Below are 21824 nucleotides of genomic sequence, written 5' to 3'. Positions count from 1 at the left end.
AATCTAAAGACTTAATCTAAAGACTTAATCTAAAGACTTAAGCTTATGACTTAATCTAAAGACTTAGCTTATATCATGGATTTTGATTTTGACATTGTTCAGTGAAATAAAAAGCCAATCGTTGAGTGATTGGCTTTTATATTTACGCGATGGCGATACCGCCTTGTAAAGGTGTTTCTTGTTCAGCAATGTTAGGGCAGGTTGAAATGACTTTTACCATTCCTAATTCATCTATTTGTTCTAATTTTACATTAAAACCCCACAAGCGGTGTAAGTGCTTGAGTACTTCTTGATGACTGTCTGCTAGCGGAATGTTGTCAAACGGGATGTAGCGTAAGGTGATAGAGCGATCACCGTTAATTTCAACCTGTTGTACCTGAATATTGGGTTCAATATTGGATAAATTATACTGCTGCGACAGTATATTGCGTATTTCTTGATAACCTTGTTCGTCATGGATGGCCGACACTGCTAAGTGACTGCGCTTTTCATCGTCTAATATGCCAAATAACTTAAAGTCTCTGATGACTTTGGGGGATAAATATTGGCTAATGAAACTTTCATCTTTAAAGTTTTGCATCGCAAAATGCACCGTGGTTAACCAATCACTTCCGGCGATATCGGGAAACCATTTTTGATCTTCATCCGTTGGGTTTTCGCAAATCCGCCTAATATCAACAAACATGGCAAAACCAAGAGCATAGGGATTTATCCCATTGTAATAAGGGCTGTTGTAAGCCGGTTGAGCAACAACAGCAGTATGGCTTTGTAAAAACTCCAGTATAAAGCGGTCGCTGACTTTGCCTGTGTCGTACAGATGATTCAATATGGTGTAATGCCAAAATGTGGCCCAGCCTTCGTTCATGACCTGGGTTTGTTTTTGTGGGTAAAAATATTGCGCCATTTTGCGCACAATTCTAACCAGCTCACGTTGCCAGGGGGCTAATAAAGGGGCGTTTTTTTCGATGAAATACAAGATGTTTTCTTGCGGCTCTTTAGGGAATACCTTGTTGCTTTTTTGCTCTGTTTGTTGTGGTTGAGTGGGAATGGTTCGCCACAAATCGTTAACTTGGGTTTGCAGGTAGTCTTCACGCTCTTTTTGTCGTGCCTGCTCTTCTTTAAATGATACTTCGGCAGGGCGTTTATAACGGTCTACGCCATAGTTCATTAAGGCATGACAAGAGTCGAGGGTTAATTCCACTTGTTCAATACCGTATTTCTCTTCACATTCTCTGATGTAATTTTTGGCAAATACCAAGTAATCAATAATCGAGCTGGCATCAGTCCAGGTTTTAAATAAATAGTTATTTTTAAAAAAGCTGTTATGCCCATAACATGCATGGGCCATCACAAGTGCCTGCATGGTGATGGTGTTTTCTTCCATTAAGTAGGCAATACAAGGATCTGAGTTAATCACAATCTCATAGGCAAGGCCCATTTGACCGCGCTTATATCCTTGCTCGGTTTCAATAAAACGTTTACCAAAAGACCAATGAGTGTAACCAATGGGCATACCAATACCGGCATAGGCATCCATCATTTGTTCAGCGGTAATGATTTCAATTTGATTTTGGTAGGTGTCTAGTTTAAAAAACTCAGCCGCGTTGGCAATTTCGTGTTGGTATTGTTCCAGTAAATCGAATGTCCATTCGGGTCCGTCATCCAACGGCTTACGGGTTGCTTTAACCATGATTGCCCCCTATACAGCTTGTTTTTTAAAGAGTTCGCGAAATACTGGATAAATGTCTTCGACTTCACGAATGTGTTGCACGGCAATATTATCAAATTGTTGTTGTAAACTTTGATACTGTTCCCAGAGCGTTTGGTGGGCTCGGTGGGTGATTTCGATATAACTGAAATAACGCACTTTAGGTAAAATATGGTTAGCCAATAAATCATGGCAGTGTGGCGAATCATCGGACCAATTATCACCATCAGATGCTTGGGCTGCGTATATATTCCACTCATTTTCAGGGTAGCGAGCTTGCGCAATGTCATTCATCAGTTTTAATGCGCTAGATACTATGGTGCCGCCGGTTTCTTGCGAATAAAAAAATTCATGCTCGTCGACTTCTTTGGCTTGTGTATGGTGACGGATATACACAACTTCTAGGTTTTTATAGCTTCGGGTTAAAAACAAATACAACAATATATAGAAACGTTTGGCGATATCTTTGGTGGCTTGATCCATCGAGCCTGACACATCCATCAAGCAAAACATGACAGCCTGACTGGACGGCTTTTCACGCTTTGCATAGTTGTTGTAACGTAAATCGAACGTGTCGATAAACGGCACATTAGCGATTTGTTTTTTAAGCTGTTCAATTTGCTCTTTTAACGCGAGTATTTTTTCAGCTTGTGAGCCTGGCATATCTTGTAGCTGTTCAAGCTCAGCTTCTAACTCCTTAAGCGCGCGTTTTTTACTACCAGACATCGCAATACGACGCGCCAAAGATGAACGCAGTGAACGAACAATATTAATATTGGCTGGCACGCCGTCATTGGTAAAACCTGCACGGTATGTTTGGTATTCAACTAGTTTATTGAGTCGATTGTTTTGTAGGTTCGGTAGCTCTAGGTCTTCAAATAGCAGCTCAAGGTACTCATCTTTTGAGATATTAAAGACAAAATCGTCTTGACCTTCACCGCTGTCTGAGGCGTCACCTTGGCCCGTACCACCTTGTCCTCCTTGAGGGCGTTGAATTTGATCGCCACGAGTAAACTGATCATTACCCGGGTGGACACGATTACGTTTACCGCCTTGGCCTTGTCTAAATAATGGCTCGCTTATGTCACGAGTTGGGATACTAATTTTTTCACCTTTATCAATATCGGTGACACTGCGACGAGTAACGGCATCACTGACTGCTTTTTTGATTTGTTTTTTATAGCGCTCAATGAAGCGCTGACGATTAACTGTGCTTTTTCCTTTAGCGTTGAGTCGTCTATCTATAAAGTTTGCCATACGCCCCCCAAGTCAACGATCTGGCTGAGTAAGCCTCAGCCAGGGCTGGGTGTTGATTACGATGATTTTCGAACGCGTAAATACCATTCAGACAATAATCGGACTTGTTTCTTGGTATAGCCTTTCTCCATCATCCGATTGACGAAATCATCGTGTTTACGCTGATCATCATTTGAGGTTTTGGCATTGAACGAAATAACAGGTAATAAATCCTCTGTATTGGAAAACATTTTCTTTTCAATCACAGTGCGCAGTTTTTCGTAACTGGTCCACAATGGATTATTACCTTCGTTGTTGGCTCTGGCACGTAAAACGAAGTTAACAATTTCGTTACGGAAATCTTTAGGATTACTGATCCCAGCGGGTTTTTCTATTTTTTCTAACTCGGAATTTAATGCACCTCGGTCAAATAACTGACCAGTTTCAGGATCGCGATATTCTTGATCTTGGATCCAAAAGTCTGCGTAGGTGACATACCGGTCAAAAATGTTTTGGCCATATTCTGAATAAGACTCAAGATAGGCGGTTTGAATTTCTTTACCAATAAATTCAACATACTTAGGGATAAGATAACCTTTTAAAAACTCAAGGTACTTCTCGCCGGTTTCACTCGGGAATTGCTCTTGCTCAATTTGTTTTTCAAGTACATAAAAAAGATGCACTGGATTAGCGGCAATCTCGGCACTGTCAAAGTTAAATACTCGCGATAAAATCTTAAAGGCAAAACGGGTAGATAGCCCTTGCATACCTTCATCAACACCGGCGTAATCACGATACTCTTGGTAAGATTTTGCTTTAGGGTCGGTGTCTTTTAAGCTCTCACCATTGTACACACGCATTTTTGAGTAAATAGATGAGTTGTCTGGGGCTTTTAAACGCGACAACACACTAAATTGCGCTAACGTTTCTAGTGTGCCAGGCGCACAAGGAGCCCTCGATAACTCAGAGTTTGCCAGCAGCTTTTGATAAATGGCCATTTCTTCTGAAACGCGTAAACAATAAGGCACTTTGACAATATAAACTCGGTCTAAAAAGGCTTCGTTGTTTTTGTTGTTTCTAAAAGTCGACCATTCTGACTCGTTGGAGTGAGCCAAAATAATTCCATTGTAGGGCAGTGCAGATAAACCCTCGGTACCGTTGTAATTACCTTCCTGAGTGGCAGTTAACAATGGGTGCAGTACTTTAATGGGGGCTTTAAACATCTCAACAAACTCCATTAAGCCCTGATTAGCACGACACAATGCGCCTGAATAAGCGTAAGCATCGGCATCATCTTGTGAGAAATGTTCAAGTTGGCGGATATCAACTTTACCGACGAGGGCAGAAATATCCTGATTATTTTCATCACCGGGTTCGGTTTTGGCGATCCCGATTTGATCTAGTACTGATGGGTAGACTTTAACCACTCTAAATTTAGAAATGTCACCACCATATTGATGCAGGCGTTTGACAGCCCAAGGCGACATGATGGTTTTAAGGTACCGAGCTGGTATTTTGTATTCGTTTTGCAATAATTCGCTGTCTTCTTCAGGATCAAATAAACAAAACGGATGGTCATTAACTGGGCTGCGCATACCATCAGCACTGAGAATGTAAATGGGCACTTGCTGCATTAATGCTTTGAGTTTTTCTGCCAGAGATGATTTACCGCCACCCACAGGGCCAAGTAAATAGAGGATCTGTTTTGATTCTTCTAAGCCTTGAGCTGAATGTTTTAAATATGCCACGATTTGCTCAATAGAGTCTTCCATGCCATAAAAGTCTTTAAATGCAGGATAACTGGCAATGAGTCGGTTGGAAAATATTCGGCTAAGCACTGGGTTTTTGGCGGTGTCAATCATTTTGGCTTCACCAATAGCCATTAATAACCGCTCAGCAGCAGACACATAAGCGCTTTTGTCTTGCTTACAAATATCAAGAAATTGCTCTAAGGTGTATTCCTCGTCGAGTTTTTTCTCATAACGTTGTTGATAATGCTCGAAAATGCCCATGATGACCCCCTAAAAGCCTTGCAGTTGTCTACCTTAAAAGCCTAAATGGTACATATCGGACCGTAGGTTAACGTGATAGCGATATTCACGTTATATTAGGCTTTACGACTAAAGTGTAGGACAGGGGGAGCGAGTTAGCTAAATTTTATTTTAAAATAAATTAAATAAAAACAATGACAAACAGTAGCATTTGCAATAGTTGCAAAAATAGTAGTAGTAAGAAAGTTTTATTTTCAATTAATGACGCACATAAAAAAGGAGCCATATAGGCTCCTTACGTTTTACTGTTAATTAAGATTAAGCAGTAAAATTTTTGTTAACAAATTCCCAGTTAACAAGTTGCCAGAAGTGAGCTAAATACTCAGGACGAGCATTACGGTAATCAACGTAATAAGCATGTTCCCATACGTCTACAGTTAATAGTGGAGTAACCGTTTCGTCAGTTAACGGAGTAGCAGCATTGCTAGTGTTAACGATAGCTAGAGAACCGTCAGCTTTTTTCACAAGCCAAGTCCACGCGCTACCAAAGTTGTTTACTGCAGAATCAGTAAATTTAGCTTTGAATTCTTCAAAAGAACCGAAAGAAGCGTTAATCGCAGCAGCGATATCGCCAGTGGCTTCGCCGCCAGCGTTTGGTGCTAAACAGTTCCAGTAAAAAGTGTGGTTCCAAACTTGAGCTGCGTTATTGAACATGCCACCTGTTGAAGTTTTAACTACTTCTTCTAGCGTTTTGCCAGCAAATTCAGTTCCTTCAACTAAACCATTTAGTTTTACCACGTAAGTATTGTGGTGCTTACCGTAATGGTATTCGATAGTTTCTTGTGAAATGTGCGGTTCAAGTGCGTTCTTTGCATAAGGTAATGCTGGTAGTTCGAAAGCCATTATATCTCTCCATGGATTCAGGTTATCGTTTTTGTTTACCCATCAGGTAACATTGCTCTACTGCTATTGTACTGATTATTTTTGTGATGTGAATCATTGTTTAGGGAATTAACCTCAGCGAAAGGGGAAAATCGTACAGCAAACAACTCATGGTGCTTAAACTATCGCTTTTGCTACATTTTTTAGTCTTTAATGTATTTTATTTAAGCGTTTTAAGGCTCAATAGGTTAATTGGGACATGATAATGTAAGTTTATGTGGCTATTATTTAAGTGCGGATTTTGTTTAGGGTATTTTTATCTATGTTATAACCATCGATTTGGTCTATTTTAGATTAACCTTACAAATCGTGGCATTTTGTTATTTGTTTAGGTGTCGTACAATAGCAACAATGTGTTCAGTCGTCGTACTTAGGAAATCAAATGGAAACTGTAGAAAAGATTAAGCAGCAAATTAGCGAAAACCCAATCATTGTGTATATGAAAGGCTCGCCTAAATTACCAAGCTGTGGATTTTCATCTCAAGTGGCTCAAGTGATGATCAACTGTGGTGAACAATTTGCATTCGTAGATATTTTACAGCACCCGGATATCCGTGCTGAATTACCAAAATATGCTAACTGGCCAACTTTCCCTCAATTATGGGTAGAAGGCGAGTTAATTGGTGGTTGTGACATCATCACTGAAATGTATCAAAAAGGTGAGCTTCAACCTATCATTAAAGCAACAGCCGACAAGTACCGTAAAGAAGAGTCTGCTGAGTAGTCATAAACCTTGAACAGATTTTAGTGTTATAAAAAAGCCCCAAAGCGAATGCTGTTGGGGCTTTTTAATGTGCTTTAGAAAATAAGCACAAGAATGTGATGATTCTATGTGGTTAACATCGCTTATAACGTCGTTAGACATTTTAACGGTATAACAACTAGCTCGCTGCAGTTTTTGTCTTATCCTAAGCGATTTTTACAGTGCAATCTCTGATCACTTACTTACCTAATTAGTATTTTTCTGTGTTCAGGTTAGTTATGCCTACTCGTGATGATGTTGTTTTGTTGCAGGTAAAATCAAATTCATGATAATTGCCACAATACCGCACAAACTGATACCCGTTAAACTAAAAGAACCAATCCCAAATGCCATGCCGCCAATCCCAAAGACTAACGTGACACCCACAATACTTAGATTACGTGGTTCTGATAAATCCACTTGATGACGGATCAAGGTATTAAGGCCTACCGCAGCGATAGAGCCAAACAATAAGCACATAATGCCACCCATAACCGGTACAGGTATGGTTTGCATTAAGGCACCAAGCTTGCCAACAAAAGCTAGGGTAATCGCGGTAATGGCTGTCCAGGTCATAATTCGTGGGTCAAAGCTTTTGGTTAATGTGACCGCGCCTGTCACTTCACTGTATGTTGTGTTTGGCGGGCCGCCTAGAGCAGATGCCGCGATGGTCGCAATACCGTCACCTGTTAACGTGCGGTGTAGGCCTGGCTTTTTAAGGTAATCTTTTCCTGTCACATTTGAAATCGCCAAAATATCACCAATGTGTTCAACTGCAGGGGCAATGGCGACTGGGATCATGAATAATATGGCATGCCAGTTAAACTCTGGTGCAACAAAGTTTGGCATAGCTAACCATGCAGCTTGTGTTACAGGAGTAAAGTCGACAATACCAAAAGCTAAACTTGCACCGTAGCCGACTAAAATACCGGCAAGGATTGGCATTAAACGAACTAAGCCCTTAGCAAACACGGCAACTAAAACGGTGGTGATTAATGCGGCAAGGGATATCATTAATGCGGTGTTTTGTTCAACAATCACTAGGCTGCCATCACCACTTTTGCCCAGAGCCATATTAACGGCAACAGGGGCTAAGCCCAAACCAATTATCATAATAACAGGGCCAACAACTACAGGCGGTAAAAGGCGGTGAATAAAACCTGTGCCACGCAATTTGACTGATAACCCAAGTAACATGTATACCACACCAGCGGCCATTAATCCGCCCATAGTGGCTGGAATTCCCCAGGTTTGTACGCCATATAAAATCGGTGCAATAAAGGCAAATGATGAGGCTAAAAAGATAGGGACTTGGCGTTTGGTGACGAGTTGAAACAACAAGGTACCAAAACCAGCGGTAAACAGGGCAACGCTAGTGTCTAGGCCAGTTAATAGTGGCATTAGCACCAGTGCCCCAAATGCGACAAATAACATTTGTGCGCCTTGAAGCGGAATTAACACGCGTTTCATATTATTCTCCATCATTAATTAGCGTGTGATTAAACGGCGCGAATTGTCACACAAAAACCAGTGTTTTCATAACCTGTATTAGGCCTATGTAGCGATTATAGTTATTTGATATCGCTACAATACTTGGTCAAAATGGCCTGCACTGAAAAAGAGTTTTCGTTATCCATTTTTTATTATGATATAATTTTGCTACTTATATTCTTCGCGTTTATTTTATCAGATGCTGAAAAAACTAATAAATCTCATTGCGTTACCGTTAGTCGTGTTTATCTCAATTTCACTCGCTCAAGCTGCTGAAGTCAGTAAGCTAGAAGAAGCCGATATTGCGGTAAGTTCACGTGCAAACGATGTTAAAGACAATGCGTTAAAAGAAGCGCTGGCTGCGGTGTTTTTAAAAAATTCCGGAAGCCCGAGTGTGGTGTTAAACCCACTGATTAAAGCGCAAATAAATGAGCCTGAGGTTATTTTGACCCAGTATGGCTATTTTGAGCAAAATGGTGAGTTAATGCTTAAAGCCAGTTTTGATCACCAAAGAGTCGTTGCCAAATTACGCGAAGCTGGATTGCCTGTGTGGGGCAGTCAACGTCCATTGACCTTAATGTGGATAACGATTGATGAAAATAGCGAACCCACTATTTTAGCTGATGCTTCTTTGTCTGACATTCGTAATGATTTAACTCAAGAGTCTGCCAATAAAGGCATACCGGTTATGTTACCTATTATGGATTTAGATGACGTGATGGGCGTGACGGTAAATGACGTACGTGGTGGGTTTACGGATGTGGTATTTGTTGCCTCTGCGCGTTACCAATCTGATTACTTTGCCATTGCCAATATTCAAAATCAGGCAAACAGTGTGTTGTTTTCAATTAAATTGTTCAATAAAACCAGAACCAATGGTGTGTTACAGCCTTTAGTTAATCAGCAAGGCGAAGCGGCTGATAATCAACAAGCAGTAAAACGCATGATGAGTATTTTGGCTGATTACCACATTAGCCAATATGCCATAGCATCAACAGGCAGTAATGCAGCCACAGAAGTGAGTTTTTCTGGCTTAAGTAATATGAGCCAAGTGGTTAATATTGAAGCCTATTTGAGTCAGTTGAGTGCAATTAAATCGATTAGTTTACATTCGTTCAAAGGCAGCACTGCCACCTATAACCTTGTGTTATATAGTAATGTGGATGACTTGCAACGTTTACTGGATATTGACAGTCGATTATCTAAATTAGACACCATGGGCAGTGTCGAGTCATTTTATCAACAAAAAACAGACGTATCGCAGCCAAAGTTAATCTATCAATGGTTGGGGCAATAAGTCAGTAAAAGGTGGCGCTCTGTAATTATAGGGCGCTTACATGTATAATAACGTTTGTTCGTTTATGATGTTGAGACTTATCTGAGTGACACAAAACTCACCAAGACAATTATCTTTACCCGTTTATTTACCTGACGATGAAACCTTTCAAAGTTACTATCCGGCGTCGGGTAATGATGAGCTTATCCAAAAGCTCCAAGCCAGTGCTGAAGGTAAATTGACGTCTTCTTTGTATGTTTATGGTCCTGAAAAATCAGGTCGCACTCATTTAATGCATGCGGCGTGTGCCCACGCAAATGATTTAGAGCGACGTACCTTATATATTCCACTTGGGATCCACGCCAGTATTTCGCCTGCCTTATTTGAAGGACTCGAATCACTAGAACTTATTTGTATCGATGATGTTGAAGCCATTGCCGGACATCCTGTGTGGGAAGAAGCTATTTTTCATCTGTATAATCGTATTGCAGAGCAGCAAGATTGTCGTTTAATAGTCAGTGGTAATGCATCGCCCTCAGAGGTAGGATTCTCTTTGCCAGACCTCGTCTCTCGTATGCAATGGGGATTAATTTATCAGCTTCAACCCATGGCCGATGATGAAAAGCTTGCCGCATTACAACGGCGCGCCGCAATGCGCGGTTTGCAGTTATCTGATGAAGTAGGGCGTTTTTTGCTCACCCGTATGGCACGTGATTTACGTACCTTATTTGATGTGCTCGATAAGCTTGATAAAGCTTCGATGGTGCATCAGCGTAAACTGACCATTCCATTTATTAAAGAAATGCTTAGGTTATAAAACACGCTTATCCATGCCGCGAGCATGCAGTCATACATTGTAAATGACAATAAAAAACGCCAAATGAATTCATTTGGCGTTTTTGTTTATCTAAGGGAGTGATACCAATCAGCACAAGAATGTGATCATTCTTAGTGGTTAACATCGCTTATAACTTCGTTAGAAATTTTGACGTTAGAACCACTAGATTGCTGCAATTTCTGTTTTATTCTAAGCGATTTTTCCTACGTAATCTCTGCTCACTTATTTATCCTGATTGGTATGACTAATGTGCATGTTGGTCGCCACTAAACTGTAAAGGCTGATTATCAATGACAGTGCTTTCAGTTTGGCTAGCGACTTTTTGTGGCGATGTAGATTGATCTGCTGTTAAAACTAAATTTTGCGCCCAGGTTTGGCCTTTCACTAACGCAACGGGCTCTGGTAAACCGTCCATCACGAGTTGGGTGTTAATATTGGGCAGCATTTGTCCGAGAACGTAGCTGGCGCGATCGCGCAATTCAGCCTGTCCAACTCGGCCGCGCTTGCCCCATTCAACGGTAATGGTTGAGCTGGTTTGTACTTCGGGTTTATCCGTAATAGCGATATCACGCAAAATACCGTAACGATGGCTCATCATTATTTCTTCAAACAACATGGCAACATCTTCAGGTTTTGACGAGTAAGCATAATCATCATTTGCTAAATCATTAGCAAAAAATTCAGCGACATCACTGGGACTAAACGCTTTTTGAGTACTGTTTGCAGATTCCCCTGCGTATTGAACCTTAGCAAGGCCATACATTTCATCACTGAGTAATGGATAACGCAGTTGAAGTTGGCTTGATGGCATGTCATTTGAAGCAAAGCGACGATCCCACTCTTCTTTTAGGCTTGGCCCTTGCAGCGTGGCATGAATACTTTGCGGATAAAAGTCATTGGCATGGGCCAGTTCGTGGTACAAGAGTCTTGCTAGATTAGCAGACATATTATCCATGGTACGGTTCATGCGGTTGCCTTTATCGATATATTCACCAGCATACGCATTATCTTTAACATAACGGTATGGAGATAAGTAATTTAAGTCTTCACCAAAATTACTGCGATAGTCTGGGGTTTCGTTGATGGTGTCTCGTTGAGCCGATGTTAGCCATAAGTATTCAGGATCGAGATAGATGGCTCCGATATAACCCGAATAATAAGCTGGCCTGATATCGTAACTAATAATGACTGCAGTTACTGATTGTAATAGCTCAACAAAGTCTGTGTTTGTTTGTGCACGAAGGTAAGTTTCAAAATTCTGTCCCATCCAGTCGTGGGACACTACGACTCTGTCCATTATGGTGTCAATCGGGTCTGGCTGGCTGTCTTGGCTAATAAATGGTAGCTCGTTGAGGATATTACACGGGTCAATTTGCTGGTTAGAGTAAGTACAGTTAACAAGGTTATCAGCATAAGCTGAATCTGCTTTGTAGGGGTGTACCCGTGCGAGAGGGTAAGTTATGTAAGCCTTCGATGGGATAGCTTGCTCTTTTGTGACAAGTAAATGCACATCATCACTGACTGTTTGGCCGTCAAAGGTTGCTGTGGCTTTTAGGCTAATAAGTTTGTCGCTGTTTACGTCTGGTGCGTTAAACAGTGGTCGATTAAGGTCAGTTAAATCGACGCTATTAAAACCAACGTTGTCGATGTTTGGGTACATGCACCAGCTGATCTCTGTGGGTACTTGGCCATTTATATTTTGAATTCTTAAACTAGCATCTATATTTGCCACCATTTGATGGTCATTGTTAATCCCTAAAATATTATCAGTAGAGTCAGCAGTTATTGACACCAACTCTTCATAATTGCTCGAACCGCCTGTTACCGTCACTTTAAAACTGTAGTTATCGTTACTATTGGGTGTAAAGGCTAATACTGGGCTATTCACTGAGGCTAACTCAAGGCTAGGGCCTGAGACTTGTTGCCATAGAAACGTACGACCGGCACTGTCTTGATCGGCTATTGACGCGGTAATACTGCCAGGTTTATTGGCAGCATAATCCTGTTCAATGATAAAAACCAGTTCAGAATCGGTGGATATTAAGCTTGTGCTTGAATCTTCACTGCAGATCTCAAAAGCTGAAGAGAATGGTACGCCTGAGTTATCATCAGAAGAGTCTCCTCCACATGCACTGACTAATATGGCGCTGGCTATAAGACTGTAAAAGCCTACATTACGCGATACATTCATTAAACGACTCCATGTTTATTTTTTAGAATTATAAAATACACTTATATAACATCTTGTTAACGTATTAACCTAGCACGCATTGTTTATTAAATGCAATAAACAAAAAAGCGCCCAAAGGCGCTTTTTGCAAAATAAATATAACAGGCATAATTCTACTGTTGTTCAGATTTTTTCTTTAATCCTAAGCCTAATTCGCGGCCACGTTTGCGGGCATAAAAAGGGAAGGTCACTAATAAGATACAAATCAATATTGATTCAATGAGGGCAAAGACAAACGCGTCATTGGTGACATAAGCTAGAGTTAATCCATGCAGTAAATACACGCACAAAATAAAGCTAGCCCAAGCATAGGTGTATGGATTACCGGTAATGATGCCTTTAAGGGGAAATAATAAAGGCACAATCCAAATTAAACTAAAACCAAGCGAATAGGTGCCATTTAAGCCCTGTTGAATAAACCAGCCGCTAAGCAGCAAGAGTAATGCAAGGTAACCAATACGGCTGAGTTGGAACAAGGTTTGTGTGGTCATTATGTTGCTCGTTACAGAATAGATAAAACATTTTCAGGTGGACGACCAATGGCGGCTTGGTTATTAGCCAATACGATAGGACGTTCAATTAATTTTGGTGTAGCAACCATTGCGCTAATCAATTGTGCTTCAGTGAGTGCAGGGTTGGCTAAATTTTGGGCTTTATATTCATCTTCTTTGGTGCGCATCATTTGACGTGCTGTTAATCCTAAAAGGGTTAATATATTACTGATTTCTGTCTCATTCGGAGGCTGTTTTAGGTACTCGACTACGGTAATGTCAGCTCCGTTCGCTTCTAGTAATGCGAGTGTTTCACGACTTTTTGAGCAGCGAGGATTGTGTAAAATTGTTGTTTTAGTTTTAGTCATTGGACATTCCGTCATAAAAAATGGCAAACAATACGTTTGCCATTATTCTATCAAAAATTTACGCGTAAAGAGATACAGTTATATCTACTTAAACTGGTCCATTTCTCTGTCAGCTTGTCTAAACTGGCGGATCCTTGCTTCTATTCGCGCTAATTGAAGAGTTTGGCCTTCTGAGTAACGATAAGCGTAGTTAAGTTGGTCAATCGCACCTTGATAGTTTGCTGTTAACGCCATAATTTCGGCATTACTGTAATATTCAAGCGCTTTGTTATCGAGCTTACGATATGCATCAGCCATTATTTGGTATGGCAGCATGTTTTTCTTGTCAAAAAAGATAAGCTCTTCAAGTAGCGGGATCGCTTTTAAGGGTTGATCTGCTTCAACATAAATATTGGCCAGGTTGGTGTTAATGACTTGCGATGTTGGTTTTAACTTACGTTGCCCTTCAAGTAAAGCAATGGCGGAAGCATAGTCTTTCTTTTGGGCTAACAGGTCTGTTTTAGTGTCGAGATAAAATAGATTATTATCATCTTTTTTGAGTAACGCATCGATAATAGTTTCTGCTTGATCAAACTTTTCTAAACGGAATAACGCTAATGCTTTACCGTAGAGAGCGGCATCTTCAAATGTGTAGTTATTTTTATTGAGTTGTTGTTCAAATAACGATAATGCACCATCGTCACTGTAGTTAGAAAAGCGGACTTGAATACGCGCTTTAGCGAGTTGGTAATTAAGGCTGTCAGGCACAAATCGATTTGGATATTGAGCCGCGCGGTTTCGGGCTTCAGTAATACGAGACTCAGGCAATGGGTGAGTTAACAACATTTGTGGTGGCGTTGTTGAAAAACGGTAACGAGCTGCAAGTTGGCCAAAAAATGTTGCAGCAGCATTGGGATTAAAACCCGCATCAACCATGATTTGCATGCCTATTCTATCGGCTTCTTTTTCATGTAGACGGGTATAGTTTATTTTTGATTGAGTTGCTAACGCCTGTGTTGTTGCTAATGCTGCCATCCCCGCTTGTGGGGCGGCAATGGTTAATAAAATCGCGCCTAACATACCTGCAATAGTCGCTGTTGAACTTTTTTGCTGAGCCTCAAGTGAGCGGGCTAAATGTCGTTGAGTGACGTGGGTGACTTCGTGTGCCAGTACTGAGGCTAATTCGCTTTCGTTGTCTGCATTTAAAAATAGCCCAGTATGAACACCGACATGTCCACCAAAAAAAGCAAAAGCGTTAATTTCATCATTGCGCAGTAAAAAGAAGTAAAAAGGGGTTTTTACTCCAGTTGCATTGGCAACTAATTTATTACCAAGCTCAGATAAATATTGCGAAAGCACAGGGTCATTTAATACCGGTGCAGATGAGCGGATCACCCGCATGTATGCGTCACCATACACACTTTCTTTTTCTAAACTGAAGGTGTTAACAGCTGCGGTGCCAAGATCGGGAAGATCGTTATTGGCAAAACTATGGGCAATACTACCGGCAAATACAATGCTAATGGCAGTGGCTGTTAATGCTTTTGAAAAGGTCGATAATGATAATTTACGCAAGCGAAACCTATAATGCTAAATGAGTCGTAAGTTCTTGGCTTAACGCACAAGTTGGTTTTGCAACATCGCTTGTGGTTTGTTGTTCAAGCTAGGATAATAGCCCTAGAATGATTAAAGCAAGTTCATAATGATTTTTATTGATTTAACACCGTATTCTTGTCCTTATCCTTTAGTGAAAGTGAAACTTTTACTCAAGGATTTAGCAGTGGGTGAAACGTTACATGTTCTTCTCTCTGACCACGGTTCTCGTCGAGATGTTCCCTTGTTAATGAAAAAAATGGGTTTTGGTATTGAAATTGTCAACGATGAACCGCATTGTTTATCGATGTTGATTACCAAAACAAACTAATTAGTGTTTTATATATAAAGGTTGTTCAATGCTGGCATTTTTAACAGAGTGGTACAAAACCCGTTTTAGCGATCCCCAAGCCATTACCTTGATGTTTATTATTATCGGTATTGGACTTGCTTTGTACTTTGGTGCGGGTTTGCTTGCTCCTTTATTGGTTGCGTTGGTGTTAGCATTTTTACTTGAATGGCCTGTGGCGCAAATGTCGCGTTTAGGCATTAGTCGTACGGCGGCGGCCACAATTGTGCTTGTTGTTTTTTTGGGGTTGATGTTGATATTGTTGCTGGGTTTGGTGCCAAGTATATGGCGTCAAGGTGTGTCACTTGTCACTGATCTGCCAACCATGATAGATAAAGGCATGTTAATCGTTAGAGAATTTAGTGCCGATTACCCACAATTTGTGAGTGCATCGCAGCTAGATTCTATGATGGAAGAAGTCAATAAGATGCTAGACACTCAGCATTTGTTGGACTTAGGTAAACAACTTTTAGGCTATTCTGCGTCGTTATTAGTGCTAATGGTATACGCTATTTTGGTACCTTTGTTGGTGTTTTTCTTTTTAAAAGATAAAGACCAATTACTGTCTGGCAGTAAACGTTTTTTCCCGGCTAATCGAGATCTTGCTCGCACAGTTTGGTTTGAAATGGATCAACAAATCTTCAACTACATCCGCGGTAAGGTCATCGAAATTGTGATTGTTGGCGTGGTAAGTTATATCTTTTTTGCGGTAATGGGATTGCGTTATTCTGCATTACTTGGGGTGTTAACAGGGTTATCAGTATTAATTCCATATGTTGGTGCCACGCTAGTAACGTTACCCATTGCACTTGTGGCTTTTTTCCAGTGGGGATTTAGTGCTGAATTTGGTTATTTAATGCTAGGGTACGGCATTATTCAGGCGTTAGATGGTAACGTGTTAGTGCCGTTACTGTTTTCTGATGCTGTTGATTTGCATCCTGTGGTGATTATCGCAGCGGTGTTAGTGTTTGGTGGGTTGTGGGGCGTGTGGGGAGTCTTTTTTGCGATACCTTTAGCCTCTTTAGTTAAAGCTGTAATAAACGCATGGCCTAATGCGTCGTCACCTAAAGTGGCACTTGATAACGAATAGCGTCTATGATCATGCCTATTCGATAAAAAACGCTAGCCAAATAAAGGCTAGCGTTTTTATTTTCCGTTTAAGGGTTAATACCAATTAACACAAGAATGTGATCATTCTTACTGGCTAAAACCACTGATAACGTCGTTATACATTTTGAAGTTAGAACAACTCGCTAGCTGCAATTTCAGCTTTATTCTAAGCGATTTTTCTACGCAATCTCTGATCACTTATTTATCCTGATTGGTATAAACATCAGGCTTTTTGTCGTTATCTGCTTTTGTATCAGCGGCGTGCTTGCTTGAGGCTAACTCCTCTGAATCGTTTGTTTGCGGCTTGGCTTTGTTGTCTTTAGGGTCGCCAAATTGCGGCATTTTAAATTTAGCCGAGTACTTAAGTACGGCAAGGTTACTGGCGATGACACCGAGCACCAATATGATAATTAGCCAAACTTCATAGCCTTCTAAACTCATGTGTGACTCCCTATGGTGGTGACTTAACGCCACCTGATTTCCATTTGTGATGACTTGATTAGCGTTAATTTGTCGCTAATATGCGTTCACATTTCTCAATGTCACTTGGTACGTCAACTTCTGGTGCGTTGTATTGACTGATCACCACTTTGATTTTATAGCCGTTTTCTAATGCACGTAATTGCTCAAGTTTCTCGATGTCTTCTAATCTACCTAAAGGCAGTTTAGCAAAGGCATTAATAAAACGTTTGGTGTAAGCATAAACCCCAATATGTTTGAAAACGGGATAGTCTTTAATGTCGCGGCCAAAAGGGATGCGGGCACGTGAAAAATACAGGGCGTTGTAATTGTTATCAAACACCACTTTAACGTGCATTGGGTCGTCTAATTCTTTCTCTTCGGTAATTTGAAAGCCCAATGTGGCCATTTCAAATTCACCAGGCTGTTGCTGAAACAAATTTACCATTTGCTCAATAGAGCTAGGGTCGATTAAGGGTTGATCACCTTGAAGGTTAATGACTAAATCATCTTCTCCTAAGCCTAAACGCTCAATGGCATCGTTGATACGATCTGTACCAGATGCTGCATCAGGATCGGTCATGACCGCTTTACCGCCAAAACCTTCTACCGTATTTTTTATTCTGTCATCATCGGTTGCAACGTAAATATTGTCGATACCTTTTGCCAGGGCTGCACGTTCGTACACGCGTTGGATCATCGGCTTACCGGCAATGAGGGCGAGGGGTTTGCCAGGAAAACGGCTGGAGCCATATCGTGCTGGAATGATGAGAGTCACGTTCATTAAATTAGCCTTACTGGTTGTAGACAATATCTATTGAGGATAAAGGCACCTCAATAACTAAATTTGTTGTGAGTTAACCGCAACTTGGGTTAGCTGATGAGCTTTATTATATACGAGGTAATATTTTAATCTGCATATTTTACTCAATCATCTGTTTATCACGCTTTGCTTGTTTAAAAAACTGACGATTATGAAAAGTATGGTATTAGTACAATTAATATTATTGCTTAGCTGGCGCATAAAAAAGGCCTGCTAAGTGAATATAGCAGGCCATTAGAATTTAATCTTGATAAGTTATTTACGGGATATTGCGGCCATGAACGCGATCGATTGTGACGTCTAAATCGGTTAATAAACCATTGTTTATGCCGTAAATCCAACCGTGCACAGCCACATCCTGGCCACGTGCCCATGCTTCTTGCACTATGGTGGTAGAAACCACATTTGACACTTGTTCCATCACATTGAGTTCACATAAACGGTCAAAACGTTGTTGTTCAGTCAAGGGTTCTAAATCGGCTTGATGGATTCGGTGTACATCACGTAAGTGGCCAAGCCAGTTATCGATTAACCCTAAACGATCGTTACCCATAGCGGCTCTTACGCCACCGCAGCCATAATGACCAACAACCATAATGTGCTTAACTTTTAACACATCAACTGCGTATTGCAGTACAGATAAGCAGTTTAAATCGGTGTGGATGACCATGTTGGCAATATTTCGGTGTACAAATACTTCGCCGGGTAAAAGGTCAATAATTTGGTTTGAAGGTACTCTACTGTCAGAACAACCAATCCATAGATACTCTGGATTTTGTTGTTTAGCGAGTTGTTGAAAGAACGTAGGATCTTCTTTGTTGATCCGCTCAGCCCAACGGCGATTATTATCAAATAATGGTTTAAGAAGTTTCATTGGTGCTCGGATTATTCAGTATTATGTTGGTAGATAATAACCAACAATATGTCATTAAGTTACGAGTATATCAGCAATGTTTATTGATCTGGTCTATCCATTTGGCTGATTAATTAAAATTCACTTTATTCAAAAATTCAATCACATGCTGGTTGAAATTCGTGGCTTTTTCAATATTAGCTAAATGCCCTGCATTGTCGATGTGTAACAATTGGCTGCCATCAATACTGTCGTGCATTAAGTAGCTTTCTAATGCCGTGCGAAGGTAACCGTCAAGCCCAACGGCTATCAATGTGGGTAAGGTTAATGCTTCTACAGACTCTAGGGTATCGCGTTTAAAAATAGCCATATTGGCAAACTTAAGTAAAGGTGCAATTTGCTCGCTACTTATTTGGCTAAGTTGCTGGTTAAACTGTGTGATGGCAAGTGCTAAATCAGTATTATGCTGGCTAAGCTCGTTGGCGTGTTTACTAAAAAACAACTCAGTAATGCTTGTGGCTAATTCGGCAGGAATGGCTTGGTTATTCGCGACTTGTGCCATAAAGCCTTGATACTTAACACAGTTAACTTGTGGTTCGAACCCCACAAAACTATTTAACATGACCAATGCCTTTATTCGGGCAGGGGCAATTAAGGCCATTTCTGCTGCAATGGCTCCGCCACTGCCATGACCAACAAGTGCAACATTTTTAATATTAAGTGCATCAAGTAAACTGAGAACGTGAGCCGCCACATCCTGTAAGTTTTCACAGTTTTTCGGTATGTTTTTAGTTTGTCCATGGCCCCAAAAGTCTAGTGCGATACAACGATACTGTGCCGATAAAGCTTCCAGTTGTGCCTGCCATATTTGAGCGTTTGCTAATAGACCGTGACAAAATACCACTACAGGACCCTTGCCTTGATCGATATAGTGCAGTGGTTGTCCGTCGATGATAATACTAGGTGACAAGGTTGGCATAAGGATTAACTCTTTATTTAGGTGTCATATTGGCTTTCTGCCGGAGAGGGAGCGACATAAAATACATAGTGGTCAACTAACTCTGTTAATCGCTCTACGAGCTGCGATTGTAATGATATTTCGGCGTGAGACAACACTTTTGCTAACTCATCAGCCTTAAATTGACGCAAATAATCTTGAGCAACAGGAAAGAAACTTAAATGCCAAGGCTCAGGGCTAACACCGCTTTTTTGTGCTTGATAAGGAAAATAAAAACCAAATTCCTCTGCGTGTTTAACCAACCATTGATACAGCGCAAAACAAGGGCCGTTTGCTTGGTATTCTGAGCTGATCAATTGCAATGCGGTTTTACTGATTTGATTAGCGTCAAATACATCGATGTCTGTCCCCCAATGGTGCCTAGAGGCACCAGGAAGGGCTGACCAAATCAAAATGGCGTCGATTAATTGTGGATCTGTGAGTGATTGATAATCAATCGGTTTTGATGAGGCATCTAATAACGGTCGTTTACCCGATGCTTTAGCATTCCAAATATGCACTTGTCGCTCAAAGGGGCGAAAAGCAGAGCATAATTGTAAATCTAATCCATATTTTGCTGCTTTAGTTTGCATGTTGCAAAATGCCGCGGCGGTGTGTTTTTCAAGTAAAAACTCACCAACAGCGACTAAATGTTGGGCATCTAAGCCGTACAATTTGTATTGCTGTTGGGGAATATCGACCAAGAGTGGCGCGGTTAATTGCACAATAGTTTTTCCAAAATGCGCTCATAACAATTGGCTAATACTTCAAGATCAGACACTTTAACGCATTCATTAACTTTATGAATGGTGGCATTAACGGGACCTAATTCAATCACTTGCGCACCAGTAGGCGCGATAAAACGACCGTCTGAGGTACCGCCAGAGGTTTGTGGATCTGTGTCATAGCCGGTGACTTCACGAATAGCGTCGCGGGTTGCATCGAGCAGTGGGCCGTCGCCGGTTAAAAATGGTAAGCCATTAAATACCCAATCAATATTGTAATCGAGTCCGTGAGCATCAAGAATGTTCACCACTCGGCTAATCAATTCTTCGGCGGTCACTTCTGTCGAGTAACGGAAGTTAAACATGACTTTAAGATCACCCGGTATCACATTCGATGCGCCAGTACCGCCGTTGATATTGGCAATTTGAAAACTAGTCGGCGGGAAAAACTCGTTACCATTGTCCCAATGCATTTGCGCAAGTTCTGCTAGTGCAGGCGAGGCTTTATGGATAGGGTTGTCAGCAAGGTGAGGGTAAGCCACATGGCCTTGAATACCATTAACCGTTAAGTTGCCAGTTAAGCTGCCACGACGACCATTTTTGACCACATCGCCTAATTTGTGTGTTGAAGAGGGTTCGCCCACTAATGCCCAGGTGATTTTTTCATTGCGTTCTTCTAAGGTGTCGATCACGCGAGTGGTGCCATTAATAAATGGGCCTTCTTCATCGCTGGTAATTAAGTACGCAATAGACCCCTTATGGTCTGGGTGTTTTGCTATAAAACGTTCAGTTGCAATTACCATAGCAGCTAACGAGCCTTTCATGTCAGCGGCGCCACGTCCATGAATATAGTCATCGATGATGGTGGGTTCAAAAGGCGGAGTATGCCAGCGGCTTAAGTCTCCGGTGGGCACGACATCGGTATGACCGGCAAAACAAAATACTGGCAGGTCTTTTCCGCGTCTAGCCCACATGTTGGTGGTGTCTTCAAAGACCATGGGTTCAATGTCAAAGCCTATAGCAGCTAAACGGTTGGCCATTAATGTTTGGCAACCTTCATCGAGTGGCGTTACCGACGGGCGTGAAATTAAATCTTTGGTTAACTCAATAACGTCATTCATTATGCAAACCACGCTTGATATTGTTCAGCTTTAAAACCGATAAGAATGCTGTTTTGTTTGACCAAAACAGGGCGCTTTACGAGGGTGGGGAATTGCACCATTAATGCAATCGCCTTATCTTGCGTGATGTCAGATTTATCACTTTCGCTTAATTCACGAAAACTGGTACTGCGTTTATTAAATAGGCTTTCCCAGCCAACCATGCTAACCCATTGACTGACTGTGTCAGCGGTTAAGCCATTTTCACGAAAATCATGAAAAGTGTAATCAATCTTTTCTGCTTCTAGCCATTTGCGTGCTTTACGCACTGTATCGCAATTTTTAATGCCGTATAACGTCAAAGGAGCGCTCCTTTTTAGCGGTTGTGTATGGAGATTGTATATACAATCTGGCAGTTACATTAACTGTGGTTTGAACAACATGAGGCAGCAGCAACGTAAACTTATTGCATCATTGTGGCATTGAGTTGCAGCCTGGACAAGGGTAAAGGAGTGATTTGAAT

21 protein-coding genes are annotated in these 21824 nt (G+C 41.1%); 5 read left to right on the top strand and 16 right to left on the bottom strand.

The features are described 5' to 3' along the window. Positions 1-142 precede the first annotated feature (142 nt). The 4 genes from K8B83_RS14445 to sodB all read right to left on the bottom strand — a co-directional run bounded on the left by K8B83_RS14445 (position 143) and on the right by sodB (position 5838). Positions 143-1690 carry a SpoVR family protein gene (locus tag K8B83_RS14445; protein WP_223417614.1) on the bottom strand — a complete coding sequence of 516 codons (1548 nt, stop codon included), beginning with the start codon at positions 1688-1690 and terminating at the stop codon, positions 143-145. A 9-nt stretch (positions 1691-1699) separates the two neighbouring features. After that, the gene (locus tag K8B83_RS14440) at positions 1700-2965 is read right to left on the bottom strand and encodes a YeaH/YhbH family protein (RefSeq protein ID WP_188739135.1); all 1266 of its coding nucleotides are present in this window, start codon (positions 2963-2965) and stop codon (positions 1700-1702) included. A 56-nt stretch (positions 2966-3021) separates the two neighbouring features. Continuing rightward, on the bottom strand, positions 3022-4956 hold the full coding sequence (locus K8B83_RS14435) for a PrkA family serine protein kinase (RefSeq protein ID WP_188739134.1): 1935 nt from the start codon (positions 4954-4956) through the stop codon (positions 3022-3024). 297 nt (positions 4957-5253) lie between these two features. Further along, positions 5254-5838 carry a superoxide dismutase [Fe] gene (gene sodB, locus K8B83_RS14430; RefSeq protein ID WP_223417609.1) on the bottom strand — a complete coding sequence of 195 codons (585 nt, stop codon included), beginning with the start codon at positions 5836-5838 and terminating at the stop codon, positions 5254-5256. Positions 5839-6259: 421 nt separating this feature from the next. Between sodB and K8B83_RS14425 the strand changes: the two genes are divergently transcribed. Next, positions 6260-6601 (top strand): Grx4 family monothiol glutaredoxin, encoded by a 342-nt coding sequence (locus tag K8B83_RS14425; protein WP_188739132.1) that lies wholly within the window; start codon positions 6260-6262, stop codon positions 6599-6601. A gap of 261 nt (positions 6602-6862) precedes the next feature. Here K8B83_RS14425 and K8B83_RS14420 read toward each other — a convergent pair whose 3' ends face one another. Next, a complete protein-coding gene (locus K8B83_RS14420; protein WP_188739131.1) occupies positions 6863-8089 on the bottom strand; it encodes a uracil-xanthine permease family protein in 1227 nt (408 codons plus the stop codon). A 220-nt stretch (positions 8090-8309) separates the two neighbouring features. Between K8B83_RS14420 and K8B83_RS14415 the strand changes: the two genes are divergently transcribed. Both K8B83_RS14415 and hda read left to right on the top strand, forming a co-directional pair. Next, positions 8310-9407 carry a DUF2066 domain-containing protein gene (locus K8B83_RS14415; RefSeq protein ID WP_223417607.1) on the top strand — a complete coding sequence of 366 codons (1098 nt, stop codon included), beginning with the start codon at positions 8310-8312 and terminating at the stop codon, positions 9405-9407. An 85-nt stretch (positions 9408-9492) separates the two neighbouring features. After that, positions 9493-10203, top strand: a complete 711-nt coding sequence (hda, locus tag K8B83_RS14410) for a DnaA inactivator Hda (RefSeq protein ID WP_188739129.1) — start codon at positions 9493-9495, stop codon at positions 10201-10203. A gap of 265 nt (positions 10204-10468) precedes the next feature. Here the strand turns inward: hda and K8B83_RS14405 are convergent, their stop codons facing one another. The 4 genes from K8B83_RS14405 to bepA all read right to left on the bottom strand — a co-directional run bounded on the left by K8B83_RS14405 (position 10469) and on the right by bepA (position 14867). Beyond that, positions 10469-12415 (bottom strand): PKD domain-containing protein, encoded by a 1947-nt coding sequence (locus K8B83_RS14405; protein WP_223417601.1) that lies wholly within the window; start codon positions 12413-12415, stop codon positions 10469-10471. 152 nt (positions 12416-12567) lie between these two features. Beyond that, the gene (locus K8B83_RS14400; protein WP_223417600.1) at positions 12568-12945 is read right to left on the bottom strand and encodes a DUF2069 domain-containing protein; all 378 of its coding nucleotides are present in this window, start codon (positions 12943-12945) and stop codon (positions 12568-12570) included. 11 nt (positions 12946-12956) lie between these two features. Further along, entirely contained in the window at positions 12957-13313 is a 357-nt protein-coding gene (gene arsC / locus K8B83_RS14395) for an arsenate reductase (glutaredoxin) (protein WP_223417595.1), read from the bottom strand. 84 nt (positions 13314-13397) lie between these two features. Then, positions 13398-14867, bottom strand: a complete 1470-nt coding sequence (gene bepA / locus K8B83_RS14390) for a beta-barrel assembly-enhancing protease (RefSeq protein WP_223417592.1) — start codon at positions 14865-14867, stop codon at positions 13398-13400. A gap of 127 nt (positions 14868-14994) precedes the next feature. Here bepA and K8B83_RS14385 point away from each other — a divergent pair, with 127 nt between their 5' ends. Together K8B83_RS14385 and K8B83_RS14380 are read left to right on the top strand one after the other, a co-directional pair. Beyond that, positions 14995-15216: a sulfurtransferase TusA family protein gene (locus tag K8B83_RS14385; protein ID WP_188739124.1), complete on the top strand. Its 222-nt coding sequence runs from the start codon at positions 14995-14997 to the stop codon at positions 15214-15216. 28 nt (positions 15217-15244) lie between these two features. After that, the gene (locus K8B83_RS14380; protein WP_188739123.1) at positions 15245-16324 is read left to right on the top strand and encodes an AI-2E family transporter; all 1080 of its coding nucleotides are present in this window, start codon (positions 15245-15247) and stop codon (positions 16322-16324) included. A 218-nt stretch (positions 16325-16542) separates the two neighbouring features. On the opposite strand, the gene K8B83_RS14375 is transcribed toward K8B83_RS14380, so the two are convergent. The 7 genes from K8B83_RS14375 to K8B83_RS14345 all read right to left on the bottom strand — a co-directional run bounded on the left by K8B83_RS14375 (position 16543) and on the right by K8B83_RS14345 (position 21663). After that, positions 16543-16785: a DUF2897 family protein gene (locus K8B83_RS14375; protein ID WP_188739122.1), complete on the bottom strand. Its 243-nt coding sequence runs from the start codon at positions 16783-16785 to the stop codon at positions 16543-16545. A gap of 64 nt (positions 16786-16849) precedes the next feature. After that, on the bottom strand, positions 16850-17587 hold the full coding sequence (kdsB, locus tag K8B83_RS14370) for a 3-deoxy-manno-octulosonate cytidylyltransferase (protein WP_223417587.1): 738 nt from the start codon (positions 17585-17587) through the stop codon (positions 16850-16852). Positions 17588-17885: 298 nt separating this feature from the next. Further along, positions 17886-18500 carry a carbonate dehydratase gene (can, locus tag K8B83_RS14365; RefSeq protein ID WP_188739120.1) on the bottom strand — a complete coding sequence of 205 codons (615 nt, stop codon included), beginning with the start codon at positions 18498-18500 and terminating at the stop codon, positions 17886-17888. Positions 18501-18609: 109 nt separating this feature from the next. Further along, on the bottom strand, positions 18610-19458 hold the full coding sequence (locus K8B83_RS14360; RefSeq protein ID WP_223417584.1) for an alpha/beta fold hydrolase: 849 nt from the start codon (positions 19456-19458) through the stop codon (positions 18610-18612). A 17-nt stretch (positions 19459-19475) separates the two neighbouring features. After that, positions 19476-20201 (bottom strand): M15 family metallopeptidase, encoded by a 726-nt coding sequence (locus K8B83_RS14355; RefSeq protein WP_223417578.1) that lies wholly within the window; start codon positions 20199-20201, stop codon positions 19476-19478. After that, on the bottom strand, positions 20192-21322 hold the full coding sequence (gene dapE / locus K8B83_RS14350; RefSeq protein WP_223417572.1) for a succinyl-diaminopimelate desuccinylase: 1131 nt from the start codon (positions 21320-21322) through the stop codon (positions 20192-20194). Before dapE ends, K8B83_RS14355 begins: the two co-directional genes overlap by 10 nt. After that, positions 21322-21663 (bottom strand): ArsC family reductase, encoded by a 342-nt coding sequence (locus K8B83_RS14345; protein WP_223417561.1) that lies wholly within the window; start codon positions 21661-21663, stop codon positions 21322-21324. Before K8B83_RS14345 ends, dapE begins: the two co-directional genes overlap by 1 nt. Between the last annotated feature and the right edge of the window lie 161 nt (positions 21664-21824).

Source organism: Shewanella inventionis (assembly GCF_019931735.1).
Classification (GTDB): domain Bacteria; phylum Pseudomonadota; class Gammaproteobacteria; order Enterobacterales; family Shewanellaceae; genus Shewanella; species Shewanella inventionis.
This window is presented reverse-complemented; position numbering and strand designations above follow the sequence as displayed.

Excerpts from the sequence above, each read along its gene's own strand:
- K8B83_RS14445 (WP_223417614.1), bottom strand. The coding sequence starts at position 1,690 with ATGGTTAAAGCAACCCGTAAGCCGTTGGATGACGGACCCGAATGGACA.
- K8B83_RS14440 (WP_188739135.1), bottom strand. The coding sequence starts at position 2,965 with ATGGCAAACTTTATAGATAGACGACTCAACGCTAAAGGAAAAAGCACA.
- K8B83_RS14435 (WP_188739134.1), bottom strand. The coding sequence starts at position 4,956 with ATGGGCATTTTCGAGCATTATCAACAACGTTATGAGAAAAAACTCGAC.
- sodB (WP_223417609.1), bottom strand. The coding sequence starts at position 5,838 with ATGGCTTTCGAACTACCAGCATTACCTTATGCAAAGAACGCACTTGAA.
- K8B83_RS14425 (WP_188739132.1), top strand. The coding sequence starts at position 6,260 with ATGGAAACTGTAGAAAAGATTAAGCAGCAAATTAGCGAAAACCCAATC.
- K8B83_RS14420 (WP_188739131.1), bottom strand. The coding sequence starts at position 8,089 with ATGAAACGCGTGTTAATTCCGCTTCAAGGCGCACAAATGTTATTTGTC.
- K8B83_RS14415 (WP_223417607.1), top strand. The coding sequence starts at position 8,310 with ATGCTGAAAAAACTAATAAATCTCATTGCGTTACCGTTAGTCGTGTTT.
- K8B83_RS14405 (WP_223417601.1), bottom strand. The coding sequence starts at position 12,415 with ATGAATGTATCGCGTAATGTAGGCTTTTACAGTCTTATAGCCAGCGCC.
- K8B83_RS14400 (WP_223417600.1), bottom strand. The coding sequence starts at position 12,945 with ATGACCACACAAACCTTGTTCCAACTCAGCCGTATTGGTTACCTTGCA.
- arsC (WP_223417595.1), bottom strand. The coding sequence starts at position 13,313 with ATGACTAAAACTAAAACAACAATTTTACACAATCCTCGCTGCTCAAAA.
- K8B83_RS14385 (WP_188739124.1), top strand. The coding sequence starts at position 14,995 with ATGATTTTTATTGATTTAACACCGTATTCTTGTCCTTATCCTTTAGTG.
- K8B83_RS14380 (WP_188739123.1), top strand. The coding sequence starts at position 15,245 with ATGCTGGCATTTTTAACAGAGTGGTACAAAACCCGTTTTAGCGATCCC.
- K8B83_RS14375 (WP_188739122.1), bottom strand. The coding sequence starts at position 16,785 with ATGAGTTTAGAAGGCTATGAAGTTTGGCTAATTATCATATTGGTGCTC.
- kdsB (WP_223417587.1), bottom strand. The coding sequence starts at position 17,587 with ATGAACGTGACTCTCATCATTCCAGCACGATATGGCTCCAGCCGTTTT.
- can (WP_188739120.1), bottom strand. The coding sequence starts at position 18,500 with ATGAAACTTCTTAAACCATTATTTGATAATAATCGCCGTTGGGCTGAG.
- K8B83_RS14360 (WP_223417584.1), bottom strand. The coding sequence starts at position 19,458 with ATGCCAACCTTGTCACCTAGTATTATCATCGACGGACAACCACTGCAC.
- dapE (WP_223417572.1), bottom strand. The coding sequence starts at position 21,322 with ATGAATGACGTTATTGAGTTAACCAAAGATTTAATTTCACGCCCGTCG.